16 protein-coding genes are annotated in these 15,350 nt (G+C 37.8%); 14 read left to right on the plus strand and 2 right to left on the minus strand.

Annotated elements, in window-relative coordinates; translation table 11 throughout:
- Nucleotides 1–5: 5 nt before the first annotated feature.
- The 5 genes from ispG to der all read left to right on the plus strand — a co-directional run bounded on the left by ispG (nucleotide 6) and on the right by der (nucleotide 5,883).
- The gene (ispG, locus tag MZO21_RS02465; RefSeq protein WP_154772104.1) at nucleotides 6–1,127 is read left to right on the plus strand and encodes a flavodoxin-dependent (E)-4-hydroxy-3-methylbut-2-enyl-diphosphate synthase; all 1,122 of its coding nucleotides are present in this window, start codon (nucleotides 6–8) and stop codon (nucleotides 1,125–1,127) included.
- Nucleotides 1,128–1,130: 3 nt separating this feature from the next.
- Nucleotides 1,131–2,426, plus strand: a complete 1,296-nt coding sequence (hisS, locus tag MZO21_RS02470) for a histidine--tRNA ligase (protein ID WP_154772105.1) — start codon at nucleotides 1,131–1,133, stop codon at nucleotides 2,424–2,426.
- Nucleotides 2,427–2,456: 30 nt separating this feature from the next.
- Nucleotides 2,457–3,158 (plus strand): YfgM family protein, encoded by a 702-nt coding sequence (locus MZO21_RS02475; protein ID WP_248101565.1) that lies wholly within the window; start codon nucleotides 2,457–2,459, stop codon nucleotides 3,156–3,158.
- Nucleotides 3,158–4,306, plus strand: coding sequence for an outer membrane protein assembly factor BamB (gene bamB / locus MZO21_RS02480; protein WP_248101562.1), 1,149 nt, complete (start codon nucleotides 3,158–3,160; stop codon nucleotides 4,304–4,306). Before MZO21_RS02475 ends, bamB begins: the two co-directional genes overlap by 1 nt.
- Nucleotides 4,307–4,473: 167 nt before the next feature.
- A complete protein-coding gene (der, locus tag MZO21_RS02485; RefSeq protein ID WP_248101559.1) occupies nucleotides 4,474–5,883 on the plus strand; it encodes a ribosome biogenesis GTPase Der in 1,410 nt (469 codons plus the stop codon).
- Between the two features lie 60 nt (nucleotides 5,884–5,943).
- Here der and MZO21_RS02490 read toward each other — a convergent pair whose 3' ends face one another.
- Nucleotides 5,944–6,717 carry an SDR family oxidoreductase gene (locus MZO21_RS02490; RefSeq protein WP_248101556.1) on the minus strand — a complete coding sequence of 258 codons (774 nt, stop codon included), beginning with the start codon at nucleotides 6,715–6,717 and terminating at the stop codon, nucleotides 5,944–5,946.
- A gap of 92 nt (nucleotides 6,718–6,809) precedes the next feature.
- Here MZO21_RS02490 and mazG point away from each other — a divergent pair, with 92 nt between their 5' ends.
- The 9 genes from mazG to yjgA all read left to right on the plus strand — a co-directional run bounded on the left by mazG (nucleotide 6,810) and on the right by yjgA (nucleotide 13,472).
- Complete coding sequence (mazG, locus tag MZO21_RS02495) at nucleotides 6,810–7,604, plus strand: nucleoside triphosphate pyrophosphohydrolase (protein ID WP_248101553.1); 795 nt, start codon at nucleotides 6,810–6,812, stop codon at nucleotides 7,602–7,604.
- Between the two features lie 19 nt (nucleotides 7,605–7,623).
- Nucleotides 7,624–8,016 (plus strand): ComEA family DNA-binding protein, encoded by a 393-nt coding sequence (locus MZO21_RS02500; protein WP_248101550.1) that lies wholly within the window; start codon nucleotides 7,624–7,626, stop codon nucleotides 8,014–8,016.
- Between the two features lie 135 nt (nucleotides 8,017–8,151).
- Nucleotides 8,152–9,612 (plus strand): polynucleotide adenylyltransferase PcnB, encoded by a 1,461-nt coding sequence (gene pcnB / locus MZO21_RS02505; protein WP_248101547.1) that lies wholly within the window; start codon nucleotides 8,152–8,154, stop codon nucleotides 9,610–9,612.
- Nucleotides 9,609–10,094 carry a 2-amino-4-hydroxy-6-hydroxymethyldihydropteridine diphosphokinase gene (gene folK / locus MZO21_RS02510; protein ID WP_154772113.1) on the plus strand — a complete coding sequence of 162 codons (486 nt, stop codon included), beginning with the start codon at nucleotides 9,609–9,611 and terminating at the stop codon, nucleotides 10,092–10,094. The genes pcnB and folK overlap by 4 nt, the downstream gene beginning before the upstream one ends.
- Nucleotides 10,095–10,136: 42 nt before the next feature.
- Nucleotides 10,137–10,946 (plus strand): 3-methyl-2-oxobutanoate hydroxymethyltransferase, encoded by an 810-nt coding sequence (gene panB, locus MZO21_RS02515; protein ID WP_154772114.1) that lies wholly within the window; start codon nucleotides 10,137–10,139, stop codon nucleotides 10,944–10,946.
- A gap of 2 nt (nucleotides 10,947–10,948) precedes the next feature.
- Entirely contained in the window at nucleotides 10,949–11,794 is an 846-nt protein-coding gene (gene panC, locus MZO21_RS02520) for a pantoate--beta-alanine ligase (protein WP_154772115.1), read from the plus strand.
- A gap of 24 nt (nucleotides 11,795–11,818) precedes the next feature.
- Nucleotides 11,819–12,670 (plus strand): RNase adapter RapZ, encoded by an 852-nt coding sequence (gene rapZ, locus MZO21_RS02525; RefSeq protein ID WP_154772116.1) that lies wholly within the window; start codon nucleotides 11,819–11,821, stop codon nucleotides 12,668–12,670.
- Nucleotides 12,667–12,936: an HPr family phosphocarrier protein gene (locus tag MZO21_RS02530; RefSeq protein ID WP_154772117.1), complete on the plus strand. Its 270-nt coding sequence runs from the start codon at nucleotides 12,667–12,669 to the stop codon at nucleotides 12,934–12,936. Before rapZ ends, MZO21_RS02530 begins: the two co-directional genes overlap by 4 nt.
- A 2-nt stretch (nucleotides 12,937–12,938) precedes the next feature.
- A complete protein-coding gene (gene yjgA, locus MZO21_RS02535; RefSeq protein WP_171501209.1) occupies nucleotides 12,939–13,472 on the plus strand; it encodes a ribosome biogenesis factor YjgA in 534 nt (177 codons plus the stop codon).
- A gap of 75 nt (nucleotides 13,473–13,547) precedes the next feature.
- On the opposite strand, the gene MZO21_RS02540 is transcribed toward yjgA, so the two are convergent.
- On the minus strand, nucleotides 13,548–15,188 hold the full coding sequence (locus MZO21_RS02540; protein ID WP_154772118.1) for an acyl-CoA synthetase: 1,641 nt from the start codon (nucleotides 15,186–15,188) through the stop codon (nucleotides 13,548–13,550).
- Nucleotides 15,189–15,350 lie beyond the last annotated feature (162 nt).

A 15,350-nucleotide genomic window follows, 5' to 3' on the forward strand; every position in this document is an offset into this window, starting at 1 on the left:
AAATAATGATTGTAAACCCAATTAAACGCCGTCCAACTCGTAAAATTAGAGTGGGTTCTGTGTATGTTGGTGGTGATGCACCAATTAGCATCCAAAGTATGACCAATACAGAAACATGCGATGTCGATGCAACTGTTGCACAAATTCAACGTTGTGTTGATGTTGGTGCGGATATTATGCGTGTATCTGTTCCATCTATGGAAGCTGCTGCTGCATTTGGTGAAATTCGCAAACGTGTAACTGTGCCTTTGGTTGCGGATATTCATTTCGATTATAAAATTGCACTTGCTGTAGCCGATTATGGTGCAGATTGCTTACGTATTAACCCTGGTAATATTGGTTCTGAAGCCAAAATTCGTGAGGTAGTTGCTGCTGCACGTCATAACGATATTTCAATGCGTATTGGTGTGAATGCGGGTTCACTCGAAAAAGACATTCAAAAGAAATATGGCGAGCCAACAGGTGAAGCATTGCTTGAATCGGCAATGCGTCATATTGATATTTTAGATCGTTTAGATTTTCACGAATTTAAAGTATCAGTAAAAGCATCAAATGTGTTTTTAACTATGGATGCTTACCGTTTATTGTCAGCTCAAATTGATAATCCTATGCACTTAGGTGTAACTGAGGCAGGAATTTATCGTACAGGTTCGGTGAAGTCGGCAATTGCCTTAGGTGGTTTGTTGATGGAAGGTATCGGCGATACCATGCGTATTTCCTTAGCTGCTGAACCTGAAGAAGAAATTAAAATTGGTTTTGATATTTTAAAATCTTTAGGGCTTCGTTCAAACGGGATTAACTTTATTGCTTGTCCAAGTTGTTCGCGCCAAGAATTTAATGTTATTAAAGTGATGCAATCGCTTGAAGAGCGTTTAGAAGACATTCGTACACCAATGGATGTTTCGGTCATTGGATGTAAAGTGAATGGCCCAGGCGAAGCTAAAGAAGCCGATATTGGTATTGTAGGTGCAGCACCTCGTTCTTTGGTTTATCGTAATGGTGAAAAGAGTCATTTAATCGATACCAACCAATTGGTTGATGAAATCGAAAGTATGGTTCGTCAACGTGTTGTCGAGCTTGAAGAAGCAAAATCTAAAGAGATTATTCGCACAAGTTTTTCTGAGTAGATCATGAGTTCAATTGTAGCAATTAAAGGTTTTAATGATATTCTGCCAACGCAAACACCTGCTTGGAGACGTCTAGAGCAACATTTGTCAGCTTTGATGGATGCTTACGGTTATCAACAAATCCGTTTGCCTATTGTTGAGCAAACAAATTTGTTCAAGCGCTCAATTGGTGATGCGACTGATATCGTAGAAAAAGAAATGTACACCTTTTTTGATAAAGGTAATCCACCTGAGTCTTTGACTTTACGTCCTGAAGGTACAGCAGGTTGTGTACGTGCAATGCTTGAACATAACTTACTTCGTGGTGCTACACCGCGTGTTTGGTATGTCGGACCGATGTTCCGTTACGAAAAACCACAAAAAGGTCGTTATCGTCAGTTCCATCAATTTGGTGTGGAAACTTTTGGTGTTGCAACACCAGATCAAGATGCTGAACTTATTTTAATGACTGCACGTTTGTGGAAACGAATGGGCGTGGCAGATAAAGTTCAACTTGAACTGAATACGTTAGGTGAGTCTGACGAACGTTCTGCATATCGTGCAGCATTGGTTGAATTCTTAGAATCTCATAAAACAGATTTAGATGAAGATTCACAACGTCGTTTGTTGACAAATCCATTGCGTATTCTTGATTCTAAGGATGCAAAAACACAAGCAATTTTAGAAAATGCACCAAAACTTCACGACTTTATGGGTGAAGAAACTTTGGCTCATTTCAACCAATTACAACAATATTTGACAGATGCTGGCGTAAGCTTTGTTATCAATCAAAAATTGGTACGTGGTTTAGACTATTACAACAAAACTGTATTCGAATGGACAACAACACATTTAGGTTCTCAAGGAACTGTATGTGCGGGTGGCCGTTATGACGGTTTAGTTGGTCAGCTAAAAGGTAAAGCAGATCAAACTGTACCTGCGGTTGGTTTTGCAATGGGTATGGAGCGTTTATTGCTTCTTCTTGAGCAAGTTGAAGATAATAAGCCTGTACGTGATTGTGAAGTATTCTTATTGGCAGATCCTGCATATCAAGGTAAAGCGCTTGTACTTGCAGAAACTATTCGTAACCAATTAGAAAACTTAGCAAGTCCTATTCGTTTCAAGGTGGGTTCACAAGGTTCTATGAAGAGCCAAATGAAAAAAGCCGATCAGTCTGGTGCTATTTTCGCGTTGATTTTAGGTGAACGTGAATGGGATGCTCAGATCGTTAATGTTAAAGAGTTAGCAACAGCAGAACAGACTGAAGTTGCAATTAATGAAATCGTCCCTTTCATTATTGAAAAACTTTCTTCAAAATAAGCCAAAAAATACGAGGAATAAGGTAATCACATGAGCGCATTAAGTGAAGAAGAACAACTTGATAGTTTAAAATCTTTTACTAAGAAATATGGTTCTGCCATGATTAGTGGGGTTTTAATTGCGTTGATTGCCTTTTTCGGTTGGCAATGGTGGCAAAAAAAGACTTTGGCTGAAAATCAAATGAATACAGCCAAAGTTCAACAATTAATGGATGATGCTGCAAATGCAGAATCTAATCCAAATGCATTTAATGATTTAGTTGCTACGGCTGACAAAATTGTAAAAGATGCACCAGATTCAGCTCAAGCAATTCAAGTTCAATTGCTTATGGCTAAACTTGCGTATGATAAGTCTGATTATGCTGGTGCTGAAAAAGCATTAAAGAAAGTTGAAAACTCAAAAGTAAAAGACGAAGGTTTGGTTTCCATTTTGAAACTTCGTTTGGGTTATGCTCAACTTGCACAAAACAAATATGATGAAGCTTTAAAAACATTTAATTTGGTAACAGAGTCAACATTTAAAGCGGTTGTAGAAGAAGCGCGTGGCGACGTATATGTTGCTAAAAAAGATATTGAAAATGCAAAAAAATCATATCAAAGTGCGTGGAACGAGTTATTAGAACAGAAACAAGATCGTCAAATTTTACAAATTAAACTCGAAAGCGTTGGCGTTTTAGTAGAAGATGCAGATATAGAACGCCCAATATTAGACACTCAAGTGGATGAGACTTAATGAGCAGAAATAATAAAATACCTTTAGTACTGACAGTTTTAGCACTTGCGTTGGCTGGATGTTCTGGCAATAAAGTAAAAGTTGAAGAAGTAAAACCAAATCCTCTTCCGAAAATTACACAAACAACTAGTCTTGTTCCTGTGTTTTCGCAAAGCGTTTCTGCAACTTCTGAAAAAGATCCATTACGTTTACAACTAGATGTAGCTGATGGTGTTATTTTTGCTGTTGATCCTAAGGGGAGTGTAACTGCTTATCGTGGCAAACAAAAAGTTTGGCAAAAACAAGTCACTAAACAAGGCTTAACTGCTGGTGTTGAAGCTGGTGAAGGTATTGTTGTTGTTGGTAATGAAAAAGGTGAGCTTTTTGCTTTAGATCAGGCAACTGGCGAGCAAAAATGGGCTGTAAATATTTCAAGTGCTATTTTAGCGCCATCTTTGATTATTTCTAATCGTGTGATTACTGTTGCAAATGACGGTACTGTTTACGCGCATAGTGTAGAAAATGGTCAACAATTTTGGACTTATGACTTACCAAGCCAACAGTTAAGCTTACGCGGTACAGCATCTCCAGTTGAAATTGATCCACGTACAGTTTTAATTGCATCTTCAAATGCTTATATTTATGCATTAGATGTTTTAACGGGTACACCACGTTTGCAACGCCGTGTTGCTGTAAGCGATGGTCGTTCAGATATTGAAAAATTAAATGACATTGATGGTGATCCTGTTGTTGCAGGTCAATTTGTTGTAACGACAAGCTATCAAGGTCAAGTAACAGTATTAGATTTAGCTTCACAACAAGTTGTTTGGAGTGAAGATTCAAGTAGTACAAAGCGTCCGGAAGTTGTAGGTAATGGCGTATTTGTTGCATCTACCGATGGTAAATTGACAGCTTACGAAATTACAACAGGTCATAAATTATGGGAAAATGATAGTTTACTGAATCGTAAACTCAGCAATCCTGTAATTTTGGGTTCACAATTGGTTGTAGGTGATCTAGACGGTTATTTACACATCATTGATCCACAATCTGGACAGTTAATTGGTCGTTCAAAAACAAGTGGTGAAGTACGTTCATTACGCGTAATTGACAACCAACTTTATGCATCTACTCAAAAGGGGGCGTTGACAGTTTGGCAGAATCGTTAATTTTTTCTTCGCTTATGCTAAACTAAGCGAATATCCGTATTTTTTAACGCGGGGTGATTGAAAATTCAATGCCCCGTGTTTTTATTTAGATTATTCATCTATTTTTCTTCCAAGTTTCTGATGTTCAGGCCACTCAAACTGGCTGATCTTGTTTTAAAGGTTAATCTATGAAACCCGTAATTGCGCTCATTGGTCGTCCGAACGTCGGAAAATCAACGCTGTTTAATCAGATAACCAAGAGTCGTGACGCATTAGTTGCAGACTTTGCAGGTCTTACACGTGACCGCAAATATGGCGATGCTGTGTTCCAAAATAAATCTTTCATTGTTGTTGATACTGGGGGTATTGGCGAGAATGAAGGCGGTATTGATTCATACATGGCAGAACAGTCAAAGACTGCAATTAATGAAGCCGATATTATTGTATTTGTTGTAGATGCTCGCGCAGGTTTACTTGCTTCTGATGAGCAAATTGCACGTGAACTTCGTACTTTAGGTAAAAAAGTTTATTTAGTTGCAAACAAAGTAGATGGCGTACATGCCGAAGCTGCTTTAGTTGAATTCTTTAAGTTAGGCATGGGCGAACCAATGCAAGTGGCAGCAAGTCACGGGCGTGGTGTTCAGCAAATGCTTGAAGATGTACTTGCAGAAGTTCCTGAAGATGAGTCTGTTGAAGAACACGACAAAAATACAGGTCTACGTTTAGCAATTATTGGTCGTCCTAACGTAGGTAAATCTACACTAGTAAACCGTTTATTAGGTGAAGAACGTGTTGTTGCGTTTGACCAACCTGGTACAACGCGAGATTCGATTTACATTCCTTTTGAACGTGATGGTCGTAAATACACATTAATTGACACAGCAGGCGTACGTCGTAAAGGTAAAGTGGATGAAATGATTGAGAAATTCTCAATTGTAAAAACACTTCAAGCGATGAAAGATGCTCATGTTGTTGTGGTTGTTGTTGATGCGCGTGACGGTATTGTTGAGCAAGATTTACATTTAATTGGCTATGCTTTAGAAGCTGGTCGTGCCATGGTTATTGCGATTAATAAATGGGACAACATGTCTGATTATGATCGTAAGCAATGTAAATTAGATGTTGATCGTCGCTTTGACTTCATTCCTTGGGCTAAAATTCATTTAATTTCTGCGTTACATGGTACTGGTGTGGGTGACTTATATCCTTCAATCCACCGTGCATATGATTCATCACACTTGAAAGTATCACCTGCAAAAATCACACAAATTTTGCAAGATGCGACAGAAGCTCATGCGCCACCAATGGTTCAAGGTCGTCGTATCAAAATGCGTTATGCACATATTGGTGGTCAAAACCCACCTACAATTGTTGTGCATGGTAACAAAGTTGATAAAACACCTGCGGATTATCGTCGTTACTTAGAAAACGTATTCCGTAAAGTGTACAAGCTTGAAGGTACGCCAGTACGTATTGAATTTAAAACTTCAGAAAACCCATTTGAAGGTCGTAAGACTGTTATGGATGAACGTGTTGCAGCGCGTAAGCGTCGTTATGTTCAGAAGTTTAAGAAAGCAGAGAAGAAATTTAAACGTTAATTTCTGCAGGCTAAACGTATAAAAAAGCCGACATGATGTCGGCTTTTTTAGCTTAAATAGTTATTTTCGCTTAGCTAAATATGCATTAGAAAGACGATTTATAAATTGAGGCGTTAAACCTGAAAGCTTAAATAAAAGTTTAGATTTAAAACCTACGCCTTGGTGCGTAGAGGTGAAAATAGAATCTTTAACTTGCGATCGTCTATAAATTTCTTGTGCTACATCTTCCGCTGTTAAGTGAACACCCATATTTTGAATAGTGCCTGCATCCATATCTTTAACCATTGCAGTTTGTACAAATAAAGGCATCACATCTAAAACGCGAATACCGTATTTTTGCCATTCAATATCTAAACCTTCTGTAATACCACGAACTGCAAATTTACTTGCAGAATATGAAATTAAATCGGGTTGTCCATAAATAGCAGAAGCCGAAGACAAATTAATGACGCGAGCAAATGATGCTTTTTTTAGGTAGGGAAGTGCTGCATGGCAGCCATTAATAACGCCATTTACATTAATGTTAATCGTGTGATGATGAGCTTCAATATCTGTATCTTCAAAAGTTCCTGAATATAAAATACCTGCATTATTCACAAGAATATTAATCTGACCTGCCCAGGCATTAAATTCAGCTAAAGCACTATGCCATTGAGTGTAGTTAGACACATCTAGTAATCCTGCTTTTGCATGTTCACCTAAATTATTTGCAAGTTGTTGTGCTTTTTCAGTGTTTAAATCATAGATGCCAACCTTATAACCTTGCTTGTAGAATAAAGTTGCAACGGCTGCACCAATCCCTTGTGCTGCACCACTAATAAAGATACTGTTCATTTACTTCTCCTTGTATTGCTTTAATTATTTGAATTTTCATTTAACTTGAGCATATCAAAAAATAAGCAAAATCGTATAGTCAGAGTGTTTTTATGGAACAATTATTGAAAATCATGCAACAGTTACGTGCTGAATGCCCTTGGGATCAAGCGCAAACTCCTGAATCTCTTACAAAATATGCGATTGAAGAAGCTTATGAGGTTGAAGCTGCTGTACGTTCAGGTCAGGTAAATGATGTAAAAGATGAGCTAGGTGATTTACTGCTTCAAGTGGTTTTTCAATCTCAAATGTACAGCGAGCAGGGGTTATTTGGTTTTAATGATGTGGTTGAAGTAATTAGCCAAAAGCTAATTCGTAGACATCCTCATGTATTTCAAAAAGAAAAGTTTGCCAATTTAAGTCCTGAAGATGTTTCTGAGTTGTGGAAGCTAATTAAACAAGAAGAAAAGAAAGATAAACCTAAGCATCGTTTAGATAATGTAAAACATGGTCCTGCATTACAGCAAGCACACGAAATTCAAAAAAATGCAGCACAAATAGGTTTTGATTTTCCAAATGTGCAAGATGCCTATGGAAAATTAGAAGAAGAGCTTGAAGAGTTTAAACAAGCGATGCGGGAAAATAATTCCGATGAAATACTCGATGAATTTGGTGATTGCTTGTTCTCATTGGTGAATGTTGGACGTAAACTTGGGGTTTCGAGTGAAATGGCGCTTTTAAGTACCATTCATAAATTTAGATCTCGTTTTGCTTTTATTGAAGATCAAGCTGCTATTCAAAATAAGAACATAGAAAATATGTCTTTAGAAGAAATGGATGAACTTTGGGAGCAAGCGAAAGTTTATTTAAAACATCAGGTTCAAAATGATAATAAAAAAGAAGAGTAAAATTTTTAAAACGTTATGTATGGCTTTATTTTTCAGTTCTGTTTCAAATTTGGCACTTGCACAAAGTGCCTATGAACAAAAATATTCACAATGGAAGGCTGAGCAAGCGCAGCAAGATCAGCGTTTAAAGAATAGAGCAGATACGAATTCCAATCATTATTTATCAAGACCAAGTACATCTATAGCAAGCTCATCAACATCAAGTGGGTCAAATAGTAGTTCTAAAGTTCGGTTAAATTCTGCAAATATTGAGCAGCTTATGCAGCTAAATGGCGTAGGGAAAAAGAAAGCGGAAGCAATTATTGAGTATCGTAATAAAAATGGGAAGTTCAATTCTGTAGATGATTTCATGGAAATTAAAGGGGTTGGTCCTGCATTATTCAATAAAAACAAAGCGAAATTGGCTTTATAAACAAATATAAATATATGAAATGATGTCTGAATGGTATATCAAGAAATTGATAATCAAATTGCCCTTTGATGGTGTAAGAGCTATCATTAGCGACATCTTATATATTTTACGTTCAGACGTAGGAGACAGCGTCTTTTGCAAACTTTGCGCGCGTCAAAATGTGGTTTATCAACCGCTCAATTACCTGCTTACATTTTAGATGTTATTGATGCTTTAACAAAAGCAGGTTATGAAGCCTATATCGTAGGTGGTGGTGTACGTGACTTAATGTTGGGGCTAAATCCGAAAGATTTTGATGCCGTTACCAACGCGACACCAGCACAAGTTAAAGAAGTTTTTGGTCGTCGTTGCCGTATTATTGGTCGACGCTTTGAGCTTGCTCATGTGTATTCTGGTCGTGAATTGGTTGAAGTTGCGACTTTCCGTGCTCCGCCGAAAAAAGAAGTGACTTCTGCGGCAGGCATGATTTTACGTGATAATAATTGGGGAACCATCGAAGAAGATTTTGCTCGTCGAGATTTTTCAATTAATGCAATGTACTATCAGCCACGTAAGGGCATTGTTCTCGATTTTTGTAATGCAGTTGAAGATATAAATAATAAAACATTACGTTTATTGGGCGATCCGAAAACTCGATTTGAAGAAGATCCTGTACGTATGTTGCGTACATTGCGTTTTGCAGCCAAATTAAACTTCAATATTGCCAATGAGATTTTAGACGTATTCACGCCTGAGTTAACAAACTTATTACGTGATGTTTCTCCGCATCGTTTATATGATGAATCTCAAAAATTATTCACTATGGGACACTTAAATCGTGTGCTTCCAATGTTGATTGATTTTGGAATTTGGCAGCAGTTGTTTGCGGAAATTAATCCGAAAGTAACCACGTTTATTGAAAGAGCTGCTAAGAATACAGATCAACGTATTTCTATTGGTAAAACCATCAACCCTGCATTTTTCTATGCGGTGTTGTTGTGGGAACTATTCTTAAAGCGTAGCGAAGGTTATTTGGCAAAAGGTGTAACGCCTGCTGAAGCGCGTGCACAAGCGGGTTTAGATGTACTTAAACGTCAAGGTACACGTACTATTATTCCGCGTTTTGCTGAAACCTTTATTCGTGAAGTTTGGGAAATGCAAACACGTTTGTTAAATCCAAAACCACAGCAAATTGCAGCATTGTCTAATCATGCACGTTTCCGTGCAGGTTTCGACTTTTTGCTTTTACGTGAAAAATCAGGCGATACCAATACTCAAGGTATGGGCATGTGGTGGGATAGCTACCAAAACATGACGTCTGATGAAAAAGAACGTGCGATTGGTCAATATAACCGTCAACGTGCGAAAAATCGTCGTAAAGCTGCTACACAAGACGATGTTGTTGATACGCGTGCGCAGGTTCAAGCTGAAATCGAACCATTGGTGAATGAGCCTGAGACACGCAATCGTAGAACACGTAAGCCTAGACAGCATCAAGAAAATAGAACTTCAGTTGCTTCTACAGTAAAAGGTGAAATTGGTGCAGATCATCCAATTTTAAAACGCCGCCGTGTAAAACGTGATTTAGCAGAAGTTGTATTTGGACCAACTCAATGAGTGTAGTGACTTATATTGGTTTGGGTAGCAACTTAGGCGATTCTCGTCAAATTTTGACAGAAGCTGTGCAAAATCTTGCGACTTTAGGGCAAGTGAAAACATCTAAGCTGTATGAAAGTCCACCAATGGGCCCTCAAGATCAGCCAAATTATTTAAATGCTGTTGTGCGTTTAGAAACAGATTTGGAGCCTTTGGCTTTATTAGATGAATTGCAACGCTTTGAAAATGAGTCTGGTCGTGTGCGTTTACGCCGTTGGGGTGAACGTACACTCGATTTAGACTTACTTATTTATGGTCAAGAAAGCATTCAAAATGAGCGTTTAACTGTGCCTCATGTAGGCATACTTGAGCGTGATTTTGTAGTAATACCATTGTTAGATTTAGATGCAGAAATGCAACTAAAGGGACAAGTCTTAAAGAGTCTGCCTATTTTAGAACATCCAACTGTTACAGTTTTGGATAATGAAGACTGGGCACATTGATCATTTAACACGTGGTCTATGCATTTTTAGAGGAATATCTTCATGATTAGTCTCAGCGACTTAAAAAAAATTAAAGCCGAAGGACGTAAGTTTTCTTGCCTAACTTGTTACGATGCAAGTATGGCGAAAGCTATGGAAATTGCTGAAATTGATAGTATTTTAATTGGTGATTCTTTAGGGATGACTGTTCAAGGGCGCGATTCTACGCTTCCTGTGACAATTGAAGATATGGCATACCACACGGCTGCTGTACGTCGTGGAAATAATCATTCATTTATTATGACTGATTTACCTTTTATGACTTATGCCACTTTAAATGATGCCTTAGTCAATGCAAAAACAGTGATGCAAGCTGGCGCACAAATGGTAAAAGTTGAAGGCGGTGCGTGGTTAAGTGAAACAGTTGAAGTGCTTACACGTAATGGTATTCCTGTCTGTGTGCATTTAGGTTTAACACCACAATCTGTTCATGTATTTGGTGGCTATAAACTTCAAGCACGTACACGTGAAGCTGCAGATAAACTCATTGCAGATTGTCGTGCTGTAGTTGAAGCTGGTGCTGCATTATTGTTGCTTGAATGTGTTCCTGCACAATTGGGTAAAGAAATTACTGAACTGTTCCCAGAAATTCCTGTAATTGGAATTGGGGCAGGTCATGAAACCGATGGACAAGTTCTCGTTGTACAAGACATGTTGGGTTTAACGTTCGGTCGTGTTGCAAAATTTGTTCGTAATTTTATGAAAGAACAGTCAGGTGAAACTGCTATTTTAGATGCATTTAAAGCGTATCACGCTGCAGTAAAAGATGGTTCATTCCCAGCGCCTGAACAAACTTTCCAAGTAGAGCTGTAAATATGAAAATTGAATCTACCATCCAAGGTTTATCTGAATCGCTTAAAACAGCTCGAACGAATCAGAAAATAATTGGTTTAGTTCCTACAATGGGGAACTTACACCAAGGACATTTAAATCTTGTTCGTGAAGCACGTAAAAAATGCGATATCGTTGTTGTTAGTATTTTTGTGAATCCAATTCAATTTGGACCAAACGAAGATTACGATAGCTATCCACGTACTTTAGAGCAAGATAGTAAACTTTTGGAAGAAGTGGGTTGTGATTATATTTTCGCCCCAACTGTTGAGCAAATGTATGGCAATCAACCACGTTTAACCAATATTTCTGTAAGCGGAATTACAGCAGATTTATGCGGTTTACAACGTCCAGGTCATTTCGATGGTGTAGCTGTCGTTGTAACGAAACTATTCAACATTGTACGTCCTGAAATTGCGTTCTTTGGTGAAAAAGATTTCCAACAACTTGCTGTTATTCGTCAGTTTGTACGTGATTTAAATATGCCAATTGAAATTACGGGTGTGCCAATTGCACGTGCGGAAGATGGTTTGGCGTTAAGTTCACGTAATGGTTATTTATCTGAAGAACACCGTAAAACTGCACCAATTATTCATCAATGTTTAAAAATTGCAGAGCAAGATTTACAACAAGGTAAAAAATTGGCTGATGTTTTGGCAAATATTGCATCTACATTAACGCAAGCAGGTTTTGTTATAGATTATGTTGAGGCTCGTACGCCAGAACTTCAGAAAATTGAAGAATTTAATCAAAATATCGTGCTTTTTATCGCGGCAAAAATTGGTACAACACGTTTAATTGATAATTTACAGGTTCAGCATAACGCATAACTTGCTTTTAAAGGACAGCATGCCATGAAGCGTATATTGATCGTTACAGGACAATCGGGTTCAGGAAAGTCATCTGCATTGCAGGTGCTTGAAGATTTAGGTTATTACTGTATAGACAACTTACCGCTGGCATTGCTTCCTGAAATTGTTGCGAAATTAGATAGTGAAAATAATTTAGAACAACTCGCTTTAGGTGTAGATGTACGAAGTACTCGTGCAGATTTGCAAGAATTTGATTTGGTGTTTGAGCAACTGCAAAAACATGGCTCAGTAGATGTCATCTTTTTAACAACTCAAGATCAACAACTTATTGCAAGATTTAGCTCTTCACGTCGCCCGCATCCGTTATCCAATCGTTTTAATAGTTTGACTGAATGTATTGAACAAGAAAAAACACTACTTATTCCTATTCAGTTCCGTGCGACTATTCAAATAGACACGACAGATAAAAGCGTACACGATTTAAAACATATGCTGTTGTCTAGACTTGGACAAACTGATAACTTAATTGTAATTTTACAATCTTTTGGTTATAAGCATGGTATACCTCTAGATGCCGACTATGTTTTTGACATGCGACATTTGCCCAATCCACACTGGGAATTAGAGTTGCGTAAGTATTCGGGTTTAGATGAACCAGTCCAAAAATTCTTGGAATCGAGCAGTCAAACGACTGAAATGTTTCAAGATGTTTATAAATTTTTAGAAAAATGGTTGCCTGCTTTTGCCGAAGGTCATCGTCATTACATCACGATTTCAATTGGTTGTACGGGTGGGCAGCATCGTTCAGTTTATATTGTGGATAGACTCAAAAAAGCTCTTGAGGCAAAATGGTCTATTCAGGTTTTACATAGAGAAATGAAGCACTGGTCATGATTGACACAACTGTTGACGTAATTAATAAACTAGGGTTACATGCGCGTGCGTCTGGAAAACTCATCGAAGTTACTACTAAATTTCGTTCATCTATTCAAATAGGAAAAGGTGATAAACTAGTAGACGCAAAAAATATTATGTCCTTACTTATGCTTGGTGCAGGTAAGGGCACAACTCTACGCTTGGTGATTGAAGGAGCAGATGAAGAAAAAGCTTTATCTGAAATTCAGGCACTATTTGCAGCAAAATTTTACGAGGCAGATTAATCGTGGCACGTCGCACACAACGTTTTACTGAAGAAGATTTTGATTCTTTAGAAGGGCGTGCAAGTAAAACCGAACAAAAGAAAGCAGTTCAACGTATGGCTGCTTTAGGTGAACAATTAGCAGAGTTAAGTGCTAAACAAATTAAAAACCTTCCTGTGGAAGAACGTTTAATTGAAGCATTGGAAGATGTAAAGCTCATTACTTCGGGTGAGGCCCGTCGTCGTCAATTTCTACGTATTGGTAAATTACTACGTAATGAAGATGAAACAGTTATTCTTTCTTACTTAACGCCAAAACAAGGTGCTAAAAAAACTGCACAGTTAAATCGTTGGGTAGATCGTATGGTTGTTCAGGGCGATCCAGCAATCAAAGAGTTTATGAAAGCGCATAATGCGGCGGAACATCATCCTATTCGTCAGCATGTTTTACGTATCAATCGTGATATTACAAAAAAAGCGTCTGAAGATGAAATTGCTGCATCTAAGTTGAAATTATTTAACTACATTCAACAAGTAGCGCTTATTTCAGATAACTAATTATTTAGTTGTTTTCTATGTAAAAAAGCGACCTCATTGGGTCGCTTTTTTATTGGTTATCTATAAGGTTTTAATTTAATTAAATTCTGCAACCGAACGTTCTTTTGCCCACTCACGTAATACAAATTTTTGTAGTTTACCTGTCGAAGTTTTAGGAATCTCTGTAATAACTACATCTTTTGGAACTTTAAAGCGAGCAAGATGTTCTTTGCAATATGCAATAATTTCTTCAGGTGTTGCGGTTTTTCCAACTTTTAATTCAATAAATGCACATGGAACTTCCTGCCAAACAGGATCGGGCTTAGCCACAACTGCCGCAGTTAAAATTGCAGGATGTTGATATAAAACTTCCTCAACCTCTAATGATGAAATATTTTCACCGCCTGAAATAATTACATCTTTAGAACGGTCTGTGATTTTTGCATAGCCATCGGGTTGGCAAACAGCTAAATCACCTGTATGGAACCATCCGCCTGCAAAGGCTTCTGCTGTTGCTTTAGGATTCTTTAAGTAGCCTTTCATCACAATGTTGCCACGGAACATAATTTCGCCCATGGTTTGTCCATCTTTGGGCACAGGTTGCATGGTTTCGGGGTCTAAAACTTTCATACCATCTTGCAGTGGATATGGAACGCCTTGTCGTGAATGCAATTGTGCTTGCTCTTTAATGGAAAGATTCGACCAACCAGCTTGTGATGCGCAAAGTGCAGAAGGGCCATATGTTTCAGTTAAACCATAAACATGTGTGACATTGATACCAATATTTCGCATGCCTTCAATGATTGCAGCTGGAGGTGCAGCACCTGCCACCATAACTTCTACACGATGTTCAATTTTAACTTTATGTTCATCTGGTGCGTTAATAAGCATAGATAAAACAATTGGCGCACCACAGAAATAATCAACTTTATGTGAGTGTATTAATTTAAAAATGAGTTCTGGATCAATTTTACGTAGACAGATGTTTGTGCCGCCATTTGCAGCAATTGTCCAAGCAAAACACCAACCATTACAATGAAATAATGGGAGCGTCCAAAGGTAAGTTGCCCGAGGTGTCATACCGCAAGCAATAATATTACTCGCTGCATTAATATATGCACCACGATGATGATAAACCACACCTTTAGGATTTCCTGTTGTACCAGAGGTATAGTTTAAGCTAATTGCATCCCATTCATCTTGGGGTAATTGCCATTCAAAATCAGCATCACCTTGAGCAAGCCAATCTTCATATTCAACTTGCCCAATTTTTTGATTTTCACCATCGAATTCAATATCTGCAACATCAATAATATAAATTTCTTGAGATATCAGAGATAAAGCTTCTTTTGCTACAGGTACAAATTCTGGATCTACCAACAATACTTTTGATTCTGCGTGCTCAAGCATGAATGCCAATGTTTTTCCATCTAAACGTGTATTTAGCGTATTTAGAACTGCACCCACCATTGGAACTGCAAAGTGCGCTTCAATCATGGCAGGAATGTTTGGAAGTAATACTGATACGGTATCGTTTTTACCTACACCTATTTTTTGTAATTGATGTGCAAATTGACGACAACGTGTATAGGTTTCGCGCCAAGAGATATGTCTTGAACCGTGAATAATTGCATCTTGGTTGGGGTAAATATAAGCAGCGCGTTCTAAGTAACGTAAAGGTGACAGTGCAACAAAATTTGCAGGTGTTCGAGGCAATTGATCATATGCGCTAACCATTTTTTATTACTCCATGTAATTTATTTTATTGTTCCTTTTATTGAAGATATGCGTATTTTGATTAATTTACATTCATTCTTTGGTCGAGTATTTGGTTAATTTTAATAGATGAATTCTTGTACTTAATATCGTTATTTAAATGCCATATTAAAAGATTGAAAG

It is taken from the genome of Acinetobacter portensis (assembly GCF_023158935.1).
GTDB lineage: Bacteria > Pseudomonadota > Gammaproteobacteria > Pseudomonadales > Moraxellaceae > Acinetobacter > Acinetobacter faecalis.

Coding starts and splice junctions, on each gene's coding strand:
- ispG (WP_154772104.1), top strand. CDS start 6: ATGATTGTAAACCCAATTAAACGCCGTCCAACTCGTAAAATTAGAGTG.
- hisS (WP_154772105.1), top strand. CDS start 1,131: ATGAGTTCAATTGTAGCAATTAAAGGTTTTAATGATATTCTGCCAACG.
- MZO21_RS02475 (WP_248101565.1), top strand. CDS start 2,457: ATGAGCGCATTAAGTGAAGAAGAACAACTTGATAGTTTAAAATCTTTT.
- bamB (WP_248101562.1), top strand. CDS start 3,158: ATGAGCAGAAATAATAAAATACCTTTAGTACTGACAGTTTTAGCACTT.
- der (WP_248101559.1), top strand. CDS start 4,474: ATGAAACCCGTAATTGCGCTCATTGGTCGTCCGAACGTCGGAAAATCA.
- MZO21_RS02490 (WP_248101556.1), bottom strand. CDS start 6,717: ATGAACAGTATCTTTATTAGTGGTGCAGCACAAGGGATTGGTGCAGCC.
- mazG (WP_248101553.1), top strand. CDS start 6,810: ATGGAACAATTATTGAAAATCATGCAACAGTTACGTGCTGAATGCCCT.
- MZO21_RS02500 (WP_248101550.1), top strand. CDS start 7,624: ATGGCTTTATTTTTCAGTTCTGTTTCAAATTTGGCACTTGCACAAAGT.
- folK (WP_154772113.1), top strand. CDS start 9,609: ATGAGTGTAGTGACTTATATTGGTTTGGGTAGCAACTTAGGCGATTCT.
- panB (WP_154772114.1), top strand. CDS start 10,137: ATGATTAGTCTCAGCGACTTAAAAAAAATTAAAGCCGAAGGACGTAAG.
- panC (WP_154772115.1), top strand. CDS start 10,949: ATGAAAATTGAATCTACCATCCAAGGTTTATCTGAATCGCTTAAAACA.
- rapZ (WP_154772116.1), top strand. CDS start 11,819: ATGAAGCGTATATTGATCGTTACAGGACAATCGGGTTCAGGAAAGTCA.
- MZO21_RS02530 (WP_154772117.1), top strand. CDS start 12,667: ATGATTGACACAACTGTTGACGTAATTAATAAACTAGGGTTACATGCG.
- MZO21_RS02540 (WP_154772118.1), bottom strand. CDS start 15,188: ATGGTTAGCGCATATGATCAATTGCCTCGAACACCTGCAAATTTTGTT.